Here is a 15,912-nt window from a genome sequence, read left to right on the forward strand (position 1 = left end):
GGCATTGATCCAGCAATCCTCCCAATGGGTTCAGCGTCACTGGCGCTATCTGCTCGCCGCTTTGCTGTCGCTGATCCTGCTCGGCTTCGTTGCGCTGGCAGCCTTTCCCTGGGCGATGCTCGACAAGACGATCGAAACGCGCCTTTCCCAAGCGCTCGATCGGCCGGTGACGATCGGATCCCTCGCGCGGGTCGATCATTTCTCGCTGCACCCCGTGCTCGAAATCCGCGATCTGCAAATTCCGCAACCCGACTGGGTCGAAGGCGACGCGCCGATGCTGACGGTCAAGCGGATGCGTATCGGCTTTTCGGCATTATCGCTGCTGGGCGGAAACGTTCGCACCGAAATGCTCGATGTCGAAGGCGCGCAAGCCACGCTGATCCGGCGCGCCGACAAGACGACCAACTGGTCGGGCAGAAACGATGGGGAACGCAGCAGCGGCAGTTCGCCGCTGCAGGGACTGCGCCGCATCACGCTGCGCGATGTGGCAATCGACTATCGGGACGCTGTTCAGGACCGCCGGTTCTCGGTGACGCTTTCGGGCAGCGACACCGATGGCCTGACGCTGAGCGGAACCGGCAAGGTTCGCGGCGGCGACGTAACCGTGTCGGCAAGCGGCGCGGCCTTTTCGCAGCGCGACAATGTCGGCCGCTGGCCGTTTGCGCTCACGATCGAAGGAAGTTCGGTCGGGTTCGTCCTTCAGGGTTCGATGGCCGCGCCGCTCGCCTTTGACGACATCGATGCATCGGCAAAGGCGCATGGCAGCGATCTGGCCAATGTCGATGCGCTGATCGAAGCGGGCCTGCCCAGCACCCAGCCCGTCCGCATGGAAGCGCGCCTGCGCAGGCAGGGCGACCGCTGGGAAATCGCCGACCTGACCGGAACCGTCGGGCGTTCGGATTTCGCCGGAAGCGCAACCATCGTGAAATCGGACGGGCATAGCCAGATCGACGGGGAATTGCGGTCCCGCCGTTTCGACTTTGCCGACCTGGCGTCCGACGCGGGACGCGCAAAGGCTGCGGCAAAGGAAGCGCGGATCGGCGAACGCGTCATTCCCGATACGGCGATCGATCTGTCGGGCCTCGGCAATACCGACGGCACGCTGCGCATTCAGGCCGACGAACTGCTCTGGCCGGGTTCCAAGCCGTTTCGCAGTCTGAAGGCCGTACTGACGCTCGACGGCAATAGGCTCACGGTGTCACCGCTGACTTTCGGCATGCCGCACGGCACCTTGGCCGGAGAGGCGACGGTCGTGCAGAAGGAAGCCGGCCCGGAGCTGCATCTCGTCCTGACGCTTGCCGATGGACAGCTCGCCGATCTGTTTCCTTCCGCCGAGATTGCGGCGGCTGCACGGGGCAAGCTCGATCTGACCGGTACCGGCAAGACCATTCGCGCGGCGATCGGGACGGCAAATGGGCGCGTTGCGCTGATCGCGGAAAACGGCACTATTCCCGACAAGACCGCGCTTCTGCTCGGTCAGGATATCGGCGGCGGCCTTTTCGCCGGGGACAAGAAGCGCGCGCAGCTGCGCTGCATCGTCGCCGACTTCCGCTTTTCGAACGGCACCGCGCGGCTCAACGATACGCAGATCGACACCAGCCGCGCCCTGACCCGCGCGGGCGGCACCATCAGCTTCCCGTCCGAAACCTTGTCGCTGGCAGTCAACGGCGTGCCCAAACAGGGCGCTACGCTGCGCGTAGAAGGCGCGATTCCCGTCCACGGCACGATCCGCAACCCGCAAGTCGAAAAACCCGAATCCGCAGATTCGCTCGGCGATATCCTGGGCGAAGTGGTCGAGGAGATCTTTGCAGGGGACGATCCGATCGCAGGCGATCTCGATTGCAGCCGTGCGGCTGCCGCCGCGATGCATTTCTAGGGCGCGTCAAGCTCCAGCGCCGCCGCCACCTCGTCGAGCGCGGTGCCCGGTTCGACGAGCAGCCACTGATCGGGTTTCGCGGCATTGAGGACGGTGACGGCGCGCCTGGGGCATATGCCAAGGCATTTTACCTCGACGATCCCCAACGGGCTTTTCCGCCCTTTCCCGATGCCGAGATGCCTGCGCAGCGCTTTGGCGAGCGACTGACGCCCCTTTTTCCCGAACCCGCCGTCAATCTTCTTCGAACATTTCGCGCAAACCAGAACGGCATTGGACCAGTTCGCCCGGACGGGCTTGTTCAATCGGGCCGCCACTGCCGCCGGTCCTCGGCGGATTTGAGCACGTCATAGGCAGCCTGAATCGCATGAAAGCGCTGGGCCGCTTCGGCGTCGCCCGGCTTCACATCGGGATGGTTTTCCTTGGCCAGCCGCCGCCACGCCGTGCGGATCGCTTCGAATTCCACATCGGGATCGAGTTCGAGCACTTCCAGCGCGCGCATCTCGTCGCGAGAGCGGGTGCCATCGCCCGGCCCTGCCCAGCCATAATGTTTGGTTTCGGCAAATCCGCCCGCGTCGCGGCGCTCCTCCGCCTCGCGCTTGGCAGCTTCCTCGGCCGTCAAACCTTCGAAATAATTCCAGTTGCGATTATATTCCGCGGCATGCCGCTCGCAGAAATACCAGCGCTCGGGGCTGTTGGGAGATTTGGGCGCAGGCCGGTCCCCCGGCGCATCGCATCCTTCGCGGTCGCATAGGCGAACCTGCGTCGCTTCGCGGCTGGCACCATAGCTACGCCAGCGGGGGAAACCCCAGTCATTGGATCGGGTCGGACGGCTCACGCGGCCTAGATAGGGAAAGCCTCTCGCGATGACCAGTGTGTCCTGCCAGTGTGGCCTGGATGCCAGAGACGAAACCAAAAGCGACCATTTTTCCGCAGCGCAGGATGGACAAAAATTGCCAATTGCTTAACGAACTATCGATCTGCCACTTCCGAGACGCACAAATGTTTCGCTGGATCAGGGGAAGACTGGGATGTTTTGGGGGAAGCCATCAGCGCTCCACCAAACACGTGCGCAAAGTGAAGGGCGAAGATTATTATATCAGCAAATGCATGTATTGCGGCAAGCCGATGCGTCGCCTTGAGAAACGAAACTGGATTGTCACCGCCTCTCAGGAATGACTTTGCCGATATCGTGCTTGTGTAGATTCCGATAAATGCCAGAGGGCCTGTAAGCCGGGTTCTGTCCTCGCGCGAACGCGATGGGCGACCATTCCTCTAGGGCGACGCTCACGCGCCGCCTCAAGCAACCAACCCGGGCGACGGGCCGAAACCAGGCCCATGCGCCGCCCCTATTCGGTCTTGCTCCCGGTGGGGTTTGCCTTGCCGCTTCCGTTGCCGGTCGCGCGGTGCGCTTTTACCGCACCCTTTCACCCTTGCCTGCGCCCATGGGCACATCGGCGGTTTGCTCTCTGTGGCACTTTCCCTGGGGTCGCCCCCGCCGGGCGTTACCCGGCACCGTGGTTTCGTGGAGCCCGGACTTTCCTCGCGGCATCGAAATGCCCCGCGGTCGCCTGGCCCTCTGGCGTTGTCCGATCTAGTCGTCGCCCTGCGGTTTGGGAAGCAGCAATGCGAGCAGGATCATCCGGCATTCGGCATCGATCTCGCCATCGATCAGTTCGGGGCGAAAGCGCCGCTGAAACGCAGTGACCGCGGCTGGTGCGTCTTCGACATCATAGCCGAACCGTTCCAGCGCCATCAGGAAACCGCCATCGGTCCATCCCGGATCCATGAGGTTGCGGGTGGGTCGTGGCAAGGCAAGCCGCAACCGCGCCAGTTTGCCCCAGGGAAACAACTCGCCCGGATCCTGTTTGCGCGCCGGCGCGATATCCGAATGGCCGACGACATTGCCCCGCGTGATTCCGTGCCGCTGCTCGATGTCGTGGACCAGCGGGATCAGCGCGGAAATCTGCTCGTCGGGAAACGGGCGGTACCCAAGCTCGTGCCCGGGATTGACGATCTCGATGCCGATCGAGGCGCTGTTGACGTCCTTGATGCCCCGCCAGTGCGAGCGGCCGGCATGCCAGGCGCGCTGTTCCTCATCCACCAGACGCAGGATCGTTCCGTCCTCGGCCACGACATAATGCGCGGAAACCTTCGCCTCGGGGTCGCGCAGCCGCGCGATCGCGGACTCGGCATCTTCCATTCCGGTATAGTGCAAGACCAGCATGGTGATCGGCAGCAAGCGTTCGTCGAAATTGGGTGACGGCGCTTCGATGATGTTCAACCCATCCTGCACGAGGGCCCCCTTCAGATCGCGAAGCTCTCCGTTAGAGAATGCCAGTGGCTTTGGGCAAGCGATGTGTCGGTTCGGCGGGCGCCTGCGGCGCGGCATTGCGATCAAGCCGCTGGTAAAATCCGCGATATCGATCGGAGGGCGCAAAGGCATCGGTTTGTCCGATCACGGTCTCGCCTGCGCCGAGCACGAGCAATCCGCCCGGTCGCAGCGCCGCGGCCAGCGTCTCGAACACCTGTCGCCGCAGCGCGAGCGAGAAATAGAGCAGGACATTGCGGCACAGCACGATGTCGAACTTGCCCGGCGGGGGCGGATCGCTGACCAGATTATGCTTTCGAAACCGGACGCGGCGGACCAGATCGGCTTTCGCCGTCCATTCATTCCCTTCGCCGTCAAACCAGTCGATCATGCGCCGAATCGGCAGGCCGCGCTGAATTTCAAACTGCGAATAGAGCCCGGCTCGTGCCCGATCGAGTGCGGCGGGCGAAATATCCGTCGCCACGATTTCGGGCAGCATGCCGCCACCCTTGATGTCATGCTCATGCGCGAGGATCGCCAGCGACAATGGCTCCTGGCCGGTAGAACATCCCGCCGACCAGACCCGCAGCCGCCGTTGCGGATTTTCCGCCTGAAACGCCGTCAGCGCCGACACCGCCATGTCGAGCACGCCGTTATCGCGGAAAAACGACGTTTCCTGATTCAACAGCGCGTCGACCACTTTCTCGGCGATATCCGCCTTCTGATCGGTAACCAGACGGGTGGCGAGCTGATCGAGCGTATCGAGCTGAAGTTCGCGCAGAACGGGCTTGAGCGCGGTTTCGATCCGCCAGGTGCGATTGGCGGCAATCTGCTGGCCGGTCCGCTGTTCGAGCAAGGATGCGATCAGGTTCATCGCTCCGGCGGAGGCGGGAGGTGCGGGCCGTGCGTGCATCATGCCGGTCGCCGCCGCTGCGCGATCAGTCGCCCGATTTCCTGCGGAGTCAGCACGGCATTGGCATGTCCTGCGTTGAAAATGCTTCCCGGCATACCCCACACAACCGAAGTTTTCTTGTCCTGCACGACGACGCTGCCGCCATGCTCGGCGATTTCGCGGGCGCCGACCGTGCCGTCCTTGCCCATGCCGCTCAGCACGATCGCCAAAGCGCGCGATCCGAATATCTGCGCCACCGAACTCAGCATCGGATCGACCGACGGCATACATCCGCTCGCCACGCGTTCGTCGGTCAGGCGGATCGCGGTGCCTTCGGATATCCGCACGCACCGCATATGCGCATTTCCCGGAGCGACGATCAGCCGACCGGGACGAATCCGCATGCAATCGGTCGCCACTTCGCATGGCCGGCCCGCGAGCACGGCGAGTTGCGTCGCAAAATAGCCCATGAACGAGCCCGGCAGATGTTGAGTCACCAGGATCGGCACCTGAAAACTGGCGGGAATCTCGCGCAGCAAATGGCTGAGCGCGTGAATGCCGCCGGTGGACGCGCCGATCGCGACGATATCGAAATCGTCGGCAACCTTCGCGGCGCCGAAGTTGCGGCGCGGCGGTCCTGCGGCTTCGATCGTGGGGGCGACCATCCGGCCCAGCCGTTCCTGAAGGATCTGGGAGAATTTCCCCGCAAATGCACCGATACCGGGCTTTACCAGCGTATCGGCGGCGCCCAGCGCCAGCGCCTGGATCGTCGCGGCCGCGCCTTCGTCGCAGGAGGAGGAAAGCACCAGCACCTTCGCGCCGTTTCCGGCCGCCAGGACGTCAGGCAGGGCGGTCAGCCCGTCGACTCCGGGCATTTCGATATCGAGCAATATGATGTCGACGCGATTCGCGTGCAGAAACTGAAGCGCCGCCTGAACATCGCTGACTGCACCGATCACCCGGAACTGGTCGCTCGCCTCGATCATGCGCGCGATCACGGTGCGCGCGACGACCGAATCGTCGACGATCAGGACATGGGCGGGCTCGGGCGAAGAAGCTACGCCGGCCCGGTGCAATGGATACCCACGCGACACTCGCGCCCTCCCGAAAGGTTCAGGCCCGAAAGGTTCAGGCGACGCCGACGATCTGGAGCTTGCTCTCGAGCGTCTCGCGGTCGAACGGCTTCATGACATATTCGTCCGCACCCGCCTCGATCGCCGCGCGAATATAGGCCATGCCGTTTTCGGTAGTGCAGAACACGACCTTGGGCTTTTGCGACAGGCCCGAATCCTTGAGAGCACGCAGGAAATCCATGCCGCTCATCACCGGCATGTTCCAGTCGAGCAGAATGACGTCGGGCGCCGATGCGAGGCAGCTGTCCAGCGCCTCGCGGCCATCGCCGGCCTCGCGCACTTCGAATTGCAGGGTTTCGAGGATGTGTCGGGCGACCTTGCGGATCACCTTCGAATCATCGACGACCAGACACGTCTTCATAAACCCCGTTCTCCACTCGGTACCCCAACGACACCTTTTGCCCCAAATGCGTAAGCGCCGCGTTAATGGACCTGATGATTGCTCTGGGCGTGCCCGGGGATAAGCCGGTGCAGATCGATCGCCAGAACCGGCTCGCCATCGCGCTCGACAATACCGAGCCCCGCAGCGCGCCAGGCAGAATCGAGCGCCGACCCGCCCGCACCGATGGGTTGCAGGTCGAACGGCGTAACATCCTCCAGCGCGTCGACCAGCATGGCGTAATGATGGCCGTCCAATACCGTGATGATCGCACGGCGAAGCGTCCCGCCGGACCCCGGCAGCCCCAGTGCGGCCGGTGTATCGACCACCGTCACCACACGGCTGCGCAGTGCGGCAAGTCCCCGGATATGGCTGGAAACGCGCGGAACCGCCGTGATCTCACCGATATCCACGACCGATTCGACCTGGTTGGATTCGATCGCGACCGCGCGACCGGCAACCTGGGCGATAAGATAGAGATCCGGCATCAGGCTGCTCCTCGACCGGCAACATGTGCAGCCAGCGCAGAGAGCAGCGCCGCGCGGTCGTAGCGATAGATCGTGTCGTCATCGGCGCCCGACCGCGCCCTGTGGTGGCGCAGCCGGACCACCGGGGCGCTGACCGAAAGCGCTGGATCGCTTCCTTCGAACGCCAGTATGACGGCGGGACTGGTGGCCGGATCGGGCGAGAACGCCACGCGATATCCCGCCGATTCGAGCAGCGGACGCAGGAACGCGGCCATCCACCCCTTCCCGTCATCGGACAAAAGGCAAAGCGGCTCGTCGCCGTCCCCGGCATCGCCGCCATAATCGGCGAATACCCAATAGGGGTCGAGCAGTTCGACCTGTTCGCCATCCAGCAACGCCACGCCTGCGGCGGGACCGGCGATCGTCGCGGGCGTGATCTGCTCAAGCGATACGATGTCGAGCGCTTCGTCGATCGCGTAGGAAATCTCGCTGCTGCCGTCCTTGAGCCGCAACAGGCTCACCACCGCACGGTCGCCAATGTCGCCCTGCGTCGCGACCGGCAGCAACCGGCCCTCGATCGCGGCGCGCAATTGCCCGGCGCTGAACCGGATATTGCTCGCATCGGTCTTCTCGACGCGGTCCACGACGTCCAGAACGACCGCGCGATGCCTGCCGTCGAGATCGCGGAACATCAGCGCGGCTATGCCGGGAGCCTGATCTTCTTCCCCGGCGGGTTCCTCGTCATCGGCCAGCGAGCGGTGGAATTCGAGACCGGCGATATGCGCGATCCCCGCAGGATCGAGCATCAGCATCGGCGAGCCGCTGTCAGGCAATGTCTGACCCGCATATACGCCCGTCGCCATCACTGCCGGCGACGCGGGCTTGATCACCAGTTCCTCATTGTCGAGCACAGTGTCGCACATCAGGGCATAGCTGCCCGATCCGATCGAGACGATGGCGAGCATCCGTGGCTGATCGTTGGCGACGGCATCGACGCCCAGCAATTCGCTAAGATCGACCAGCGGCAGACGGCGGTCGCGCACGGTTGCGACGGTCGCGCTCCCGACCTTGTCGATACGAATTGCGGCACCGCGTTCGGCGACGATTTCCTCGATATTCGGCCGGGCAATGGCGAAGCGCTGCCTGCCCACGCCCAGAACGATCGCCGAGATGATCGAAAGCGTCAGCGGCACATGCAGCGCGATCCGCACGCCGCGACCGGGATTATTCTCGACCTCGACGCGACCGCCGATCTGCTCGATCGCGGCGCGGACGACATCCATGCCGACCCCGCGCCCGGAAACTTCGCTCACCTGGTCGCGGCTCGACAGCCCCGGTTCGAAAATCAGGTGCAGCTTGGCCTTTTCGGAAAGGTTGTGCATTTCCAGCGCATTTCGGCCGCCCGCAATCTGTTTTTCGATCAGGCGATCGACATCGATGCCGCGACCGTCATCGGCGATCTCGACGATGATCTGATTGCCCGACTGCCGCGCGGAAACATAGAGACGCCCATTTTCCCGCTTCCCCGCCTTGCGCCGATCGGCAGGCGCTTCGATGCCATGATCGATCGCATTGCGCATCATATGGACCAGCGGATCGCGCAACACCTCGATCATCTCGCGATCCAGTTCGACGTCCGATCCTTCGATATGAAGCGTTACCGATTTGCCCAGCCCTGCTGCAGTATCGCGAACCATGCGCGGCAGCGCCGAAAACAGCGCGTCGATCTTCTGCATGCGGGTACGCGTAACGGTGTCGCGCATTTCGGAAACGGTGTTCGACAGGCGTTCGAGCGCGGCCTCGATCTGGGGATCCACCTGGTGCGCGCGCAGATGGCGCGCCAGTTCGTTGCGTGCGAGCACCATGTCGGACATGCCGCTCATCATCCTGTCGAGCAGGTCGACGTTGAGCCGCACGCTTCGGGTCGGCGCACGCACGACCGGCACCGTCTCGGCCGGCTGCGCAATATCGTCGAGCCCCTTGGCCAGCGCGGCGATCAGCATGTCTTCGCCGCTGTCGTCGAGGCTGTTTCCGGCATCGATCGCCTCGACGATCTCACCGATCCGGTCGACCACCGCCAGCACGGCATTGACCAGCCCGCGATCGGGTTCGCGTTCGCCGCGGCGCACCTGATCGAGCACGTCTTCGGCGGCGTGGCTGAGGCGACCGAGGCGCGGCAGATCGAGGAAACCGCAGCTTCCCTTCACCGTATGTACGAATCGGAAAATGGCATCGAGCCGGGCGCGATCGTTCGGGCTCGCTTCCCACGCGACGATTTCGCCCGACAATGCATCGAGCGTCTCACGCGTTTCGGCAATAAATTCCTGCAGCAGGTCGTCCATGGTGCCCCACGATCAAGCGATCGGACCATGGACGCACGGTGGTTAAGACCTCGTTATCCCACGCGGAATGCCGCACCGAAGATCAGCACTTCGGCATCGGGCGGCGAAACCTGAAGCTGCCCCTCCCCTTGTGCCACCAGCGCCTGGATCAGATAGGCGGCGGCTGCGCGCGGGGTTGCCGGCACGTCATCCGAACCGCCCGAAAGCGCGACGCGCAGTTCGGGATCGAGCACGATCCGCGGGCCATCCGCGCGGACGACGATCTCGACCTGGCTACCCACCACTTCGGCACCGATATCCAGCTGTCCGCCCCGGATCAGCGCGTCGCCGGCAATCAGCGCGAGATTGAGCAATACCTTGATCGCCTGTTTGGGCAGCACCGGGTCCTCGACCATCCAGCCGATCTTGACCCGGTGATTGTCGCCGAACAGCCCCTCGATCGCCGCATGCGCCTCACGCGTGTCGACGGTTTCGCCAAAGCCGCCGGCAGCGCCGAACGCCAGACGAAAGAATTTCAGCTTGTTCGCCGAAGCGCGCGCGCTCTCGCCAAGCAGCTCAAGGCAGCGTGCCCGCATTTCCGGGTCATGTTCATCGGCGAGCAGTTCGAGCCCGTTATTGAGCGCTCCGACGGGGCTGAGCAGGTCATGGCACAGGCGGGAGCAGAGAAGGCTCGCAAATTCGGTGGGACTGATATTCAAAGAAGCCTCCGGTTTCCCCTCGCCCGCCTTTTGAACGAGCGACAGGATCGCCGCAAGGACTGCGTGCGCAATGCCGCAAACTTGCCGGCAGCTTACCAATCCGCACGGGCGGTTCGCCCAGCTTGACGCCCTGCCCGACGCCCCCTAAGTGCGCCGCTTCCCACCGCAGCGGCCCCTTCGTCTAGCGGTCTAGGACGTCGCCCTCTCACGGCGAAAACACGGGTTCGAGTCCCGTAGGGGTCACCAGCGATTTCAATGGCTTAGCTGGATTTGCAGTTGCAGGAATTGCAACTTACTGCAAAACCCTGGTCAAAAATCGGCGGATTTCACGGATTGGTACAGACTCACGATAAACCGCGCCGGGTCTGCCGTAGCCGAATGGCTCAAAAACCCGATGTACTACAGCGTTGATGACTCTTCGGGACTTCAATTGCTTTGCGGCCTAATATTCGGCAACAATCTGCGCGGTGCGTACCAGGTCGGGAACCGTGCGCAGACCCAGTTTTTTCATCAGGCTCGAGCGATGGAGTTTGACGGTAATCTCGCTTAGCCCCAGTTCATACGCGATCTGCTTGTTGAGAAGACCTCGAACCACGCCTGCCATGACTTCGCGTTCCCGCGGTGTAAGCCGTGCATGCTGCTCACGAACCTGCCGAACTGCGTCCCCTCGCGCGCGGCGCTCGCGATCGCCTGCCAACGCAGACTGGACCGCATCAAGCATGTCCTGATCGCGGAACGGCTTGGGCAGAAAATCGACGGCCCCCGCCTTCATGGCGCGAACGCTCATCGGAATGTCGCCATGGCCAGTCACGAACACAATGGGCACTCGGGCGCCGCGTTCGCCGAGGCGTTGCTGCAGCTCGAACCCGCCCAAATGCGGCATACGTATATCGACTACCAGGCAACTCGCCGCATCGGGCAATGGCGCTTCCAGCGCCTCAATCGCAGAAGCGTGGCTGCGTGCCGCCAGTCCGACCGACCGGAACAGCGACTCCATCGAACCGCGGACCAGCGGGTCGTCGTCGACAATAACCACCGTGTCCGGATGTGGCTTCTTTGCTGGTGCCTGCGCCTGCATGATCGGCCTCCTATCATGCGATCCAAGCAACATGGCACGAGTCGGCACAATCCCCCCATTCGGGTCGACCTGGCCTCCAACGCGGGCGTTCAACGCCGCCCCCACCCGAACGGGGGGCTGTTCCAACCGTTCTTGCGGACCCATCTGCACGCGACCGAACAGGGAGCGCAGACCACGCCATGACCGCAGTCGCCGAAACACCTGCCGCACCGTTAAAGCAGGGACGCATCTTTGCCATGGCAGCCGCAGCCGGTGTGGCGGTTGCCAACATCTACTATAATCAGCCGATGCTCGCCGTGATGGAACGCGAGTTGCCGGGGCCGCTCACGCCGCTGATCCCCACTGCGACGCAGCTTGGCTATGCGGCGGGGCTGTTTCTGCTGGTGCCATTGGGAGACCTGGTCGAGCGCAAGCGGATCATCGTCATCCAGTTTGCAGTGCTCGCCGCGTCGCTCGTAGCGGCGGCAGCTGCGCCTTCAGCGGCAACGCTGCTTGTTGCGTCACTGGCGCTCGGCATCGCGTCCACTGTGGCGCAGCAGATCGTTCCGTTCGCGGCGCACCTCGCCCCGCCTGAACGGCGCGGCGCGACAGTGGGGACGGTGATGGCTGGCGTGCTTTGCGGCATCCTGCTCAGCCGCACGCTCGCCGGCTTCGTCGCCGCCCACGCGGGATGGCGCGAGATGTTCTGGCTCGGCGTTCCGCTCGCGCTGGGTGCCGGTGCGCTGATGTGGGGAACGCTTCCGGCCAGTCGGCCCGATGCCCGCATCCCCTATCGCCGCCTCATCGCTTCGCTGGGTACGCTGTGGCGGGAACTGCCGGAACTGCGCCTCGCTGCAATGACGCAGGCGCTGATTTTCGGAGCATTCACTGCGTTCTGGACGATCCTGGCGTTTCAGTTGGAGCGGCCGCGCTTTGGGCTGGGCGCGGAGGTGGCAGGGCTGTTCGGTATAGTCGGTGCCGTGGGGATTTTCGCAGCGCCCGTCGCGGGGCGTTTCGCCGACCGGCGCGGCCCGCATCGCGTGATTGCGTTCGGCGCGCTGCTGACGCTTATATCCTGGTTGATCTTCGGCTTCTGGGTGTCGCTGACCGGACTCATTGCAGGTGTGATCCTGCTCGATTTCGCGGTGCAGAGCGCGCTCGTTTCCAACCAGCACATCGTGTACGCGCTGCGGCCGGAAGCACGCGCCCGCCTCAATACCATCTTCATGGGGTCGATGTTCCTCGGCGGCGCCTTCGGCTCGGCCGCGGCGACTCAGGCCTGGGCGATCGGCGGCTGGCCGGCCGTGTCGCTGTTGGGAGGCGGATTGGGCGCCATCGCCGCCCTCCTCCAGTTGCGCAGCTTTGCAGGCAGAGGCTAGCCGCAGCGAACCTGCACACGGACGTGCAGCATCTGCGTCCAAATCGCGTTCCATTTCGACAAGTTTCCCCACACCGGCAGGCGCAATTGCATCCTCATGTCGCCGGGAAGGAACGTGATGCAGCGAAGCGAAAAGCCGGCGGGATATGCCCAGAGCGGCCGCCGCGATGGATGACGAGCAAGTTGCCGGAACGGCGGGCACGCCGCAGACGCGTGTCACGGTGAGCGAAATCCACGGGGTTCTCTTCACCGTCGCCGGCGAAGAGAACCCGGATGCCGAAGCCGAGTTGCTCATCACCGGACTATTCGCCCATCATCCGCCGCATCACCGCTTCGGCGGCGCATTGGGCCGACTTGACGCCGCGCTGAGCGGTGCGCTGCATGGTCTGGGCCGGGACCATCTGTTCGCCGGCCGGCGTGGCGAGACCCTGCTCCTTTCCGCGCCGCCCGCCTCGATCGCAGCGCGTGCCGTGCTGCTTGTCGGGCTGGGCGAACTGGGTGACTGGAATGCCGAGGCAGCCGCCGCGGTGGCGGCGTCGGCAATGCGCGAAACGCTGCTGTTGGGCGTGGCGAGCGTGCGCTTCGCACCCTGGCTTCAGGATGGCGGGCTGACCCCCGCCGCTACGCGCGGAACCGCGGCAGCGATGCTCGCCGGTGCCCGTCGCGTGCTGGAAACGCGACCGCGGGGCGCACCGCCTCCGGCGCTGCGGCTCTGGATCTTCGCACCCGGACTTGAATGGCGCGATGTGACCATTCACGAGCTGCGCGGGCTGCCCAAGGCTTAAATGCGTCCGCTCACGCCGCCGCTTGCCGCCGCTGAGGCTAGGCGCGTATAGCGAGGCCATCGGCGGAGATAGCCGCGCCGACATCCGCAACGGTTAGGAAGCAGGCTTGTGCCGAGTGATACCGGGCAGAGCATCCGCATCGCCGTAGTCGACGATCACCCGCTGCTGCGCGAAGGCGTACAGGCGGTAATCGACGGCCAGGCGGACATGACGCTCGTCGGCGAAGCGGGCACCGGGATCGAGGCGATCGCGCTGTATCGCGAGACCCGGCCCGACATCCTGCTGATCGATCTCCAGATGCCCGATCTGGACGGGGTCAGCGCGATCGCGCGGATCCGCGAGGAATTTCCCGCCGCACGCATCATCGTGCTTACGACATATTCGGGAGACGCGCGCGCGCTGCAGGCGCTTCGCGCAGGCGCGTCGGGCTATCTCCTCAAGAGCAGCTTGCGCCGCGAATTGCTCGACGCGGTGCGGTCGGTGCACAGTGGTGGAAAGCATCTCAACGCCGAAGTGGCGAGCGAGATCGCGCTGCACATGGAAGACCAGCGACTTACTCCGCGCGAGCGAGACGTGATTGAGCTCGTTGCGCAGGGAAATTCGAACAAGCAAATCGCCGCGCGGCTCTCGCTGTCCGAGGACACGATCAAAGGTCATATGAAAGCGATCTTTGCCAAGCTCGGGGCGCTCGACCGCACGCACGCGGTGATGCTCGCCGCCCGGCGGGGCATCATCGAGATCTGATTTCCTCAGCTCTACCCCATACTTCCGTATGATCGCACCATGCGGTGGGCTGCGACGGCGTCCTCATCGTTCGATACCGGCCGGTCCGGCAATCTCGGAAAAAGCCTTCAGAAAAGATTCGGAGGCGATCGATGTTGCACCAACACGCGCTGCGCACAGCCGCAGGCATTCCGCTGGCCGGCATGCCGGGGCGCGAACTGCGTACCCTGCGCGAATTGCTCGCCAGCGCGCGCGCTTCCGTCGAAAGCGATCCGGATCGCGTACTCATGTGCCTCGATCGCATCGCGGGAATGTTTCAGACGCCCGACGAAGAGGCGACGTTCGAAAGCCTGCTGCTGCCACAGGCGCATCCGTTGCGGCTTGCCGGCGCTCCGCGAAAGGGCGGCCTGGCACCGTGGCAGCTGCGCCGTGCGCTGACCTTTATACACGAGCATCTGTCGGGACCGGTGCCGGTGGAAGCGCTCGCGCGCGTGACGCGGCTGAGCAGCGGCCATTTTTGCCGTGCGTTCAAGGCGAGCGTGGGAGAGACCCCGCACAACTTCCTTACCCGTCAGCGGGTGCGCCACGCGCAGCGGCTGATGCTCACCACCGACGACACGCTGAGTCAGATAGCCTGCGCGTGCGGCCTTACCGATCAGGCGCATCTGACGCGGCTTTTCCGCAAGCTGATCGGCGAAACGCCGCTGGCATGGCGGCGCGCGTGCCGCAACGGATGAACGGCTCACTGTGGGAGACGAGCGAATGGCCCCGATGCAGCTTCCGCCGCCAATGGCCGGCCTGATCGAGACGCGCTGCGACCGAATCGCCTCGCTGGAACATGCGCTGCGCCAGCGCAATCTGCTGATGGCCACGATGGGGCACGATCTGAAGCAGCCGCTACAGATCATCCTGCGCGCAGTCGAGCGGCTGGCGCCCGAAACGCTCGGCACGACCGAATGTCTTTGGGCAGATGCCGCAATCGAGCAGGTAATGCGGATTTCCGATGGCCTGACTCAACTCGCCGACGCGGCAGCGCTTTCCGAGTCCCACCCCGGCCCCGACATCCGCAGGCGCAACCTGTCCGACATCTTCGCCGATCTTCAGCGCAACTGGAGGCTCTCCGCAGCAGAGGCAGGGGTCGATTTGCGCTTCGTGCCGCGCTCGGGGCTGGTGTGCACCGACGACGCGCTGGTGTGCACGATTTTGGGCAATCTGATCGGCAATGCGCTCAAGCACGGTCGAGGCGCACCGGTGCTGGTCGGCGCGCGGCGATGCGGCGACACGATGGTCTGCATCGTTCAGGACCGCGGGCCCGGCATCGAGGCGGGGTTGCAGCGCAGAATGTTCGTACCCGGCGTCCGGGGCGCTACCCGGTCGCCGGGGATGGGGCTTGGTCTCGCACTCGTACGCCAGCTTGCCGACGAACTTGGCCACCCGCTTTCCTTCATATCGCGGCCGGGCGCTGGCACGCGCTTCGCCCTGGCGCTCCCATGTGCCAAATGATCCGACGCCCGGTTGCGGATCCGCAGTGATTGCCATCATCGATGACGACACGCTCGCACGTGCTGCAACGGAGATGCTCGTTCGTTCGCTCGGTTATGTCACGCGGAGCTTCGCCAGTGCCGAAGCCTTTCTGATCGAGGACTGCGGCGCGGTCTGCATCATATCCGATGTGCAGATGCCGCGCATGTCCGGTATCGACCTGCAGCGCGCGCTCAAAACGCGAGGCAGCAAAGTCCCCGTCATCCTTGTCACCGGCTTCCTGGATGACGCGGTTCGCGCCGTGGCCATGCAGCTGGGTTCAACGGCACTCTTGCCGAAATCGGATACGGCCAACCACCTGGCCAGCGCGATCCGCGCCGCGCTTGCATAAC

The 15,912-nt window shown here is 64.3% G+C and carries 17 protein-coding genes, 1 tRNA gene and 1 other RNA gene; 8 read left to right on the top strand and 11 right to left on the bottom strand.

The window, feature by feature from the left end; translation table 11 throughout:
- Positions 1–4: 4 nt before the first annotated feature.
- Positions 5–1,876 (top strand): AsmA family protein, encoded by a 1,872-nt coding sequence (locus tag DKB74_RS04920; protein ID WP_109806929.1) that lies wholly within the window; start codon positions 5–7, stop codon positions 1,874–1,876.
- Here DKB74_RS04920 and DKB74_RS04925 read toward each other — a convergent pair.
- The 10 genes from DKB74_RS04925 to DKB74_RS04970 all read right to left on the bottom strand — a co-directional run bounded on the left by DKB74_RS04925 (position 1,873) and on the right by DKB74_RS04970 (position 10,095).
- Positions 1,873–2,178 (bottom strand): thioredoxin domain-containing protein, encoded by a 306-nt coding sequence (locus DKB74_RS04925; protein ID WP_109806930.1) that lies wholly within the window; start codon positions 2,176–2,178, stop codon positions 1,873–1,875. The two genes, DKB74_RS04920 and DKB74_RS04925, sit on opposite strands and share 4 nt — an antisense overlap.
- The gene (locus tag DKB74_RS04930; RefSeq protein ID WP_109806931.1) at positions 2,175–2,711 is read right to left on the bottom strand and encodes a J domain-containing protein; all 537 of its coding nucleotides are present in this window, start codon (positions 2,709–2,711) and stop codon (positions 2,175–2,177) included. Before DKB74_RS04930 ends, DKB74_RS04925 begins: the two co-directional genes overlap by 4 nt.
- A gap of 375 nt (positions 2,712–3,086) precedes the next feature.
- Positions 3,087–3,456: RNase P RNA component class A (gene rnpB / locus DKB74_RS04935), an RNA gene on the bottom strand.
- An 11-nt stretch (positions 3,457–3,467) separates the two neighbouring features.
- A complete protein-coding gene (locus tag DKB74_RS04940; RefSeq protein ID WP_420822397.1) occupies positions 3,468–4,100 on the bottom strand; it encodes an N-acetylmuramoyl-L-alanine amidase in 633 nt (210 codons plus the stop codon).
- Positions 4,101–4,200: 100 nt separating this feature from the next.
- Positions 4,201–5,100, bottom strand: coding sequence for a CheR family methyltransferase (locus DKB74_RS04945; RefSeq protein WP_239987374.1), 900 nt, complete (start codon positions 5,098–5,100; stop codon positions 4,201–4,203).
- Positions 5,097–6,152: a chemotaxis protein CheB gene (locus tag DKB74_RS04950; protein WP_275658157.1), complete on the bottom strand. Its 1,056-nt coding sequence runs from the start codon at positions 6,150–6,152 to the stop codon at positions 5,097–5,099. The genes DKB74_RS04945 and DKB74_RS04950 overlap by 4 nt, the downstream gene beginning before the upstream one ends.
- 52 nt (positions 6,153–6,204) lie before the next feature.
- Positions 6,205–6,570, bottom strand: coding sequence for a response regulator (locus DKB74_RS04955; RefSeq protein WP_109806933.1), 366 nt, complete (start codon positions 6,568–6,570; stop codon positions 6,205–6,207).
- Positions 6,571–6,632: 62 nt separating this feature from the next.
- Positions 6,633–7,076 (bottom strand): chemotaxis protein CheW, encoded by a 444-nt coding sequence (locus DKB74_RS04960; RefSeq protein ID WP_109806934.1) that lies wholly within the window; start codon positions 7,074–7,076, stop codon positions 6,633–6,635.
- Positions 7,076–9,397, bottom strand: a complete 2,322-nt coding sequence (locus DKB74_RS04965) for a chemotaxis protein CheA (RefSeq protein ID WP_109806935.1) — start codon at positions 9,395–9,397, stop codon at positions 7,076–7,078. Before DKB74_RS04965 ends, DKB74_RS04960 begins: the two co-directional genes overlap by 1 nt.
- Before the next feature lie 53 nt (positions 9,398–9,450).
- On the bottom strand, positions 9,451–10,095 hold the full coding sequence (locus tag DKB74_RS04970; RefSeq protein WP_109806936.1) for a histidine phosphotransferase family protein: 645 nt from the start codon (positions 10,093–10,095) through the stop codon (positions 9,451–9,453).
- 170 nt (positions 10,096–10,265) lie between these two features.
- Between DKB74_RS04970 and DKB74_RS04975 the strand changes: the two genes are divergently transcribed.
- Positions 10,266–10,341 (top strand) — tRNA-Glu (locus DKB74_RS04975).
- Between the two features lie 196 nt (positions 10,342–10,537).
- Here the strand turns inward: DKB74_RS04975 and DKB74_RS04980 are convergent.
- On the bottom strand, positions 10,538–11,173 hold the full coding sequence (locus DKB74_RS04980) for a response regulator transcription factor (RefSeq protein WP_109806937.1): 636 nt from the start codon (positions 11,171–11,173) through the stop codon (positions 10,538–10,540).
- 236 nt (positions 11,174–11,409) lie between these two features.
- Here DKB74_RS04980 and DKB74_RS04985 point away from each other — a divergent pair, with 236 nt between their 5' ends.
- The 6 genes from DKB74_RS04985 to DKB74_RS05010 all read left to right on the top strand — a co-directional run bounded on the left by DKB74_RS04985 (position 11,410) and on the right by DKB74_RS05010 (position 15,911).
- Entirely contained in the window at positions 11,410–12,531 is a 1,122-nt protein-coding gene (locus DKB74_RS04985; RefSeq protein WP_109807136.1) for an MFS transporter, read from the top strand.
- Positions 12,532–12,676: 145 nt separating this feature from the next.
- Entirely contained in the window at positions 12,677–13,315 is a 639-nt protein-coding gene (locus tag DKB74_RS04990; protein WP_109806938.1) for a M17 family peptidase N-terminal domain-containing protein, read from the top strand.
- Between the two features lie 108 nt (positions 13,316–13,423).
- Positions 13,424–14,059, top strand: coding sequence for a response regulator (locus tag DKB74_RS04995; RefSeq protein ID WP_239987375.1), 636 nt, complete (start codon positions 13,424–13,426; stop codon positions 14,057–14,059).
- Positions 14,060–14,190: 131 nt separating this feature from the next.
- A complete protein-coding gene (locus DKB74_RS05000; protein WP_239987376.1) occupies positions 14,191–14,775 on the top strand; it encodes a helix-turn-helix domain-containing protein in 585 nt (194 codons plus the stop codon).
- 25 nt (positions 14,776–14,800) lie between these two features.
- The gene (locus tag DKB74_RS05005) at positions 14,801–15,541 is read left to right on the top strand and encodes a sensor histidine kinase (protein WP_109806939.1); all 741 of its coding nucleotides are present in this window, start codon (positions 14,801–14,803) and stop codon (positions 15,539–15,541) included.
- A gap of 25 nt (positions 15,542–15,566) precedes the next feature.
- Complete coding sequence (locus DKB74_RS05010) at positions 15,567–15,911, top strand: response regulator transcription factor (protein WP_109806940.1); 345 nt, start codon at positions 15,567–15,569, stop codon at positions 15,909–15,911.
- The last annotated feature ends 1 nt before the right edge of the window (position 15,912 follow it).

It is taken from the genome of Stakelama portus, from assembly GCF_003171655.1.
Classification (GTDB): Bacteria; Pseudomonadota; Alphaproteobacteria; order Sphingomonadales; family Sphingomonadaceae; genus Sphingomonas; species Sphingomonas portus.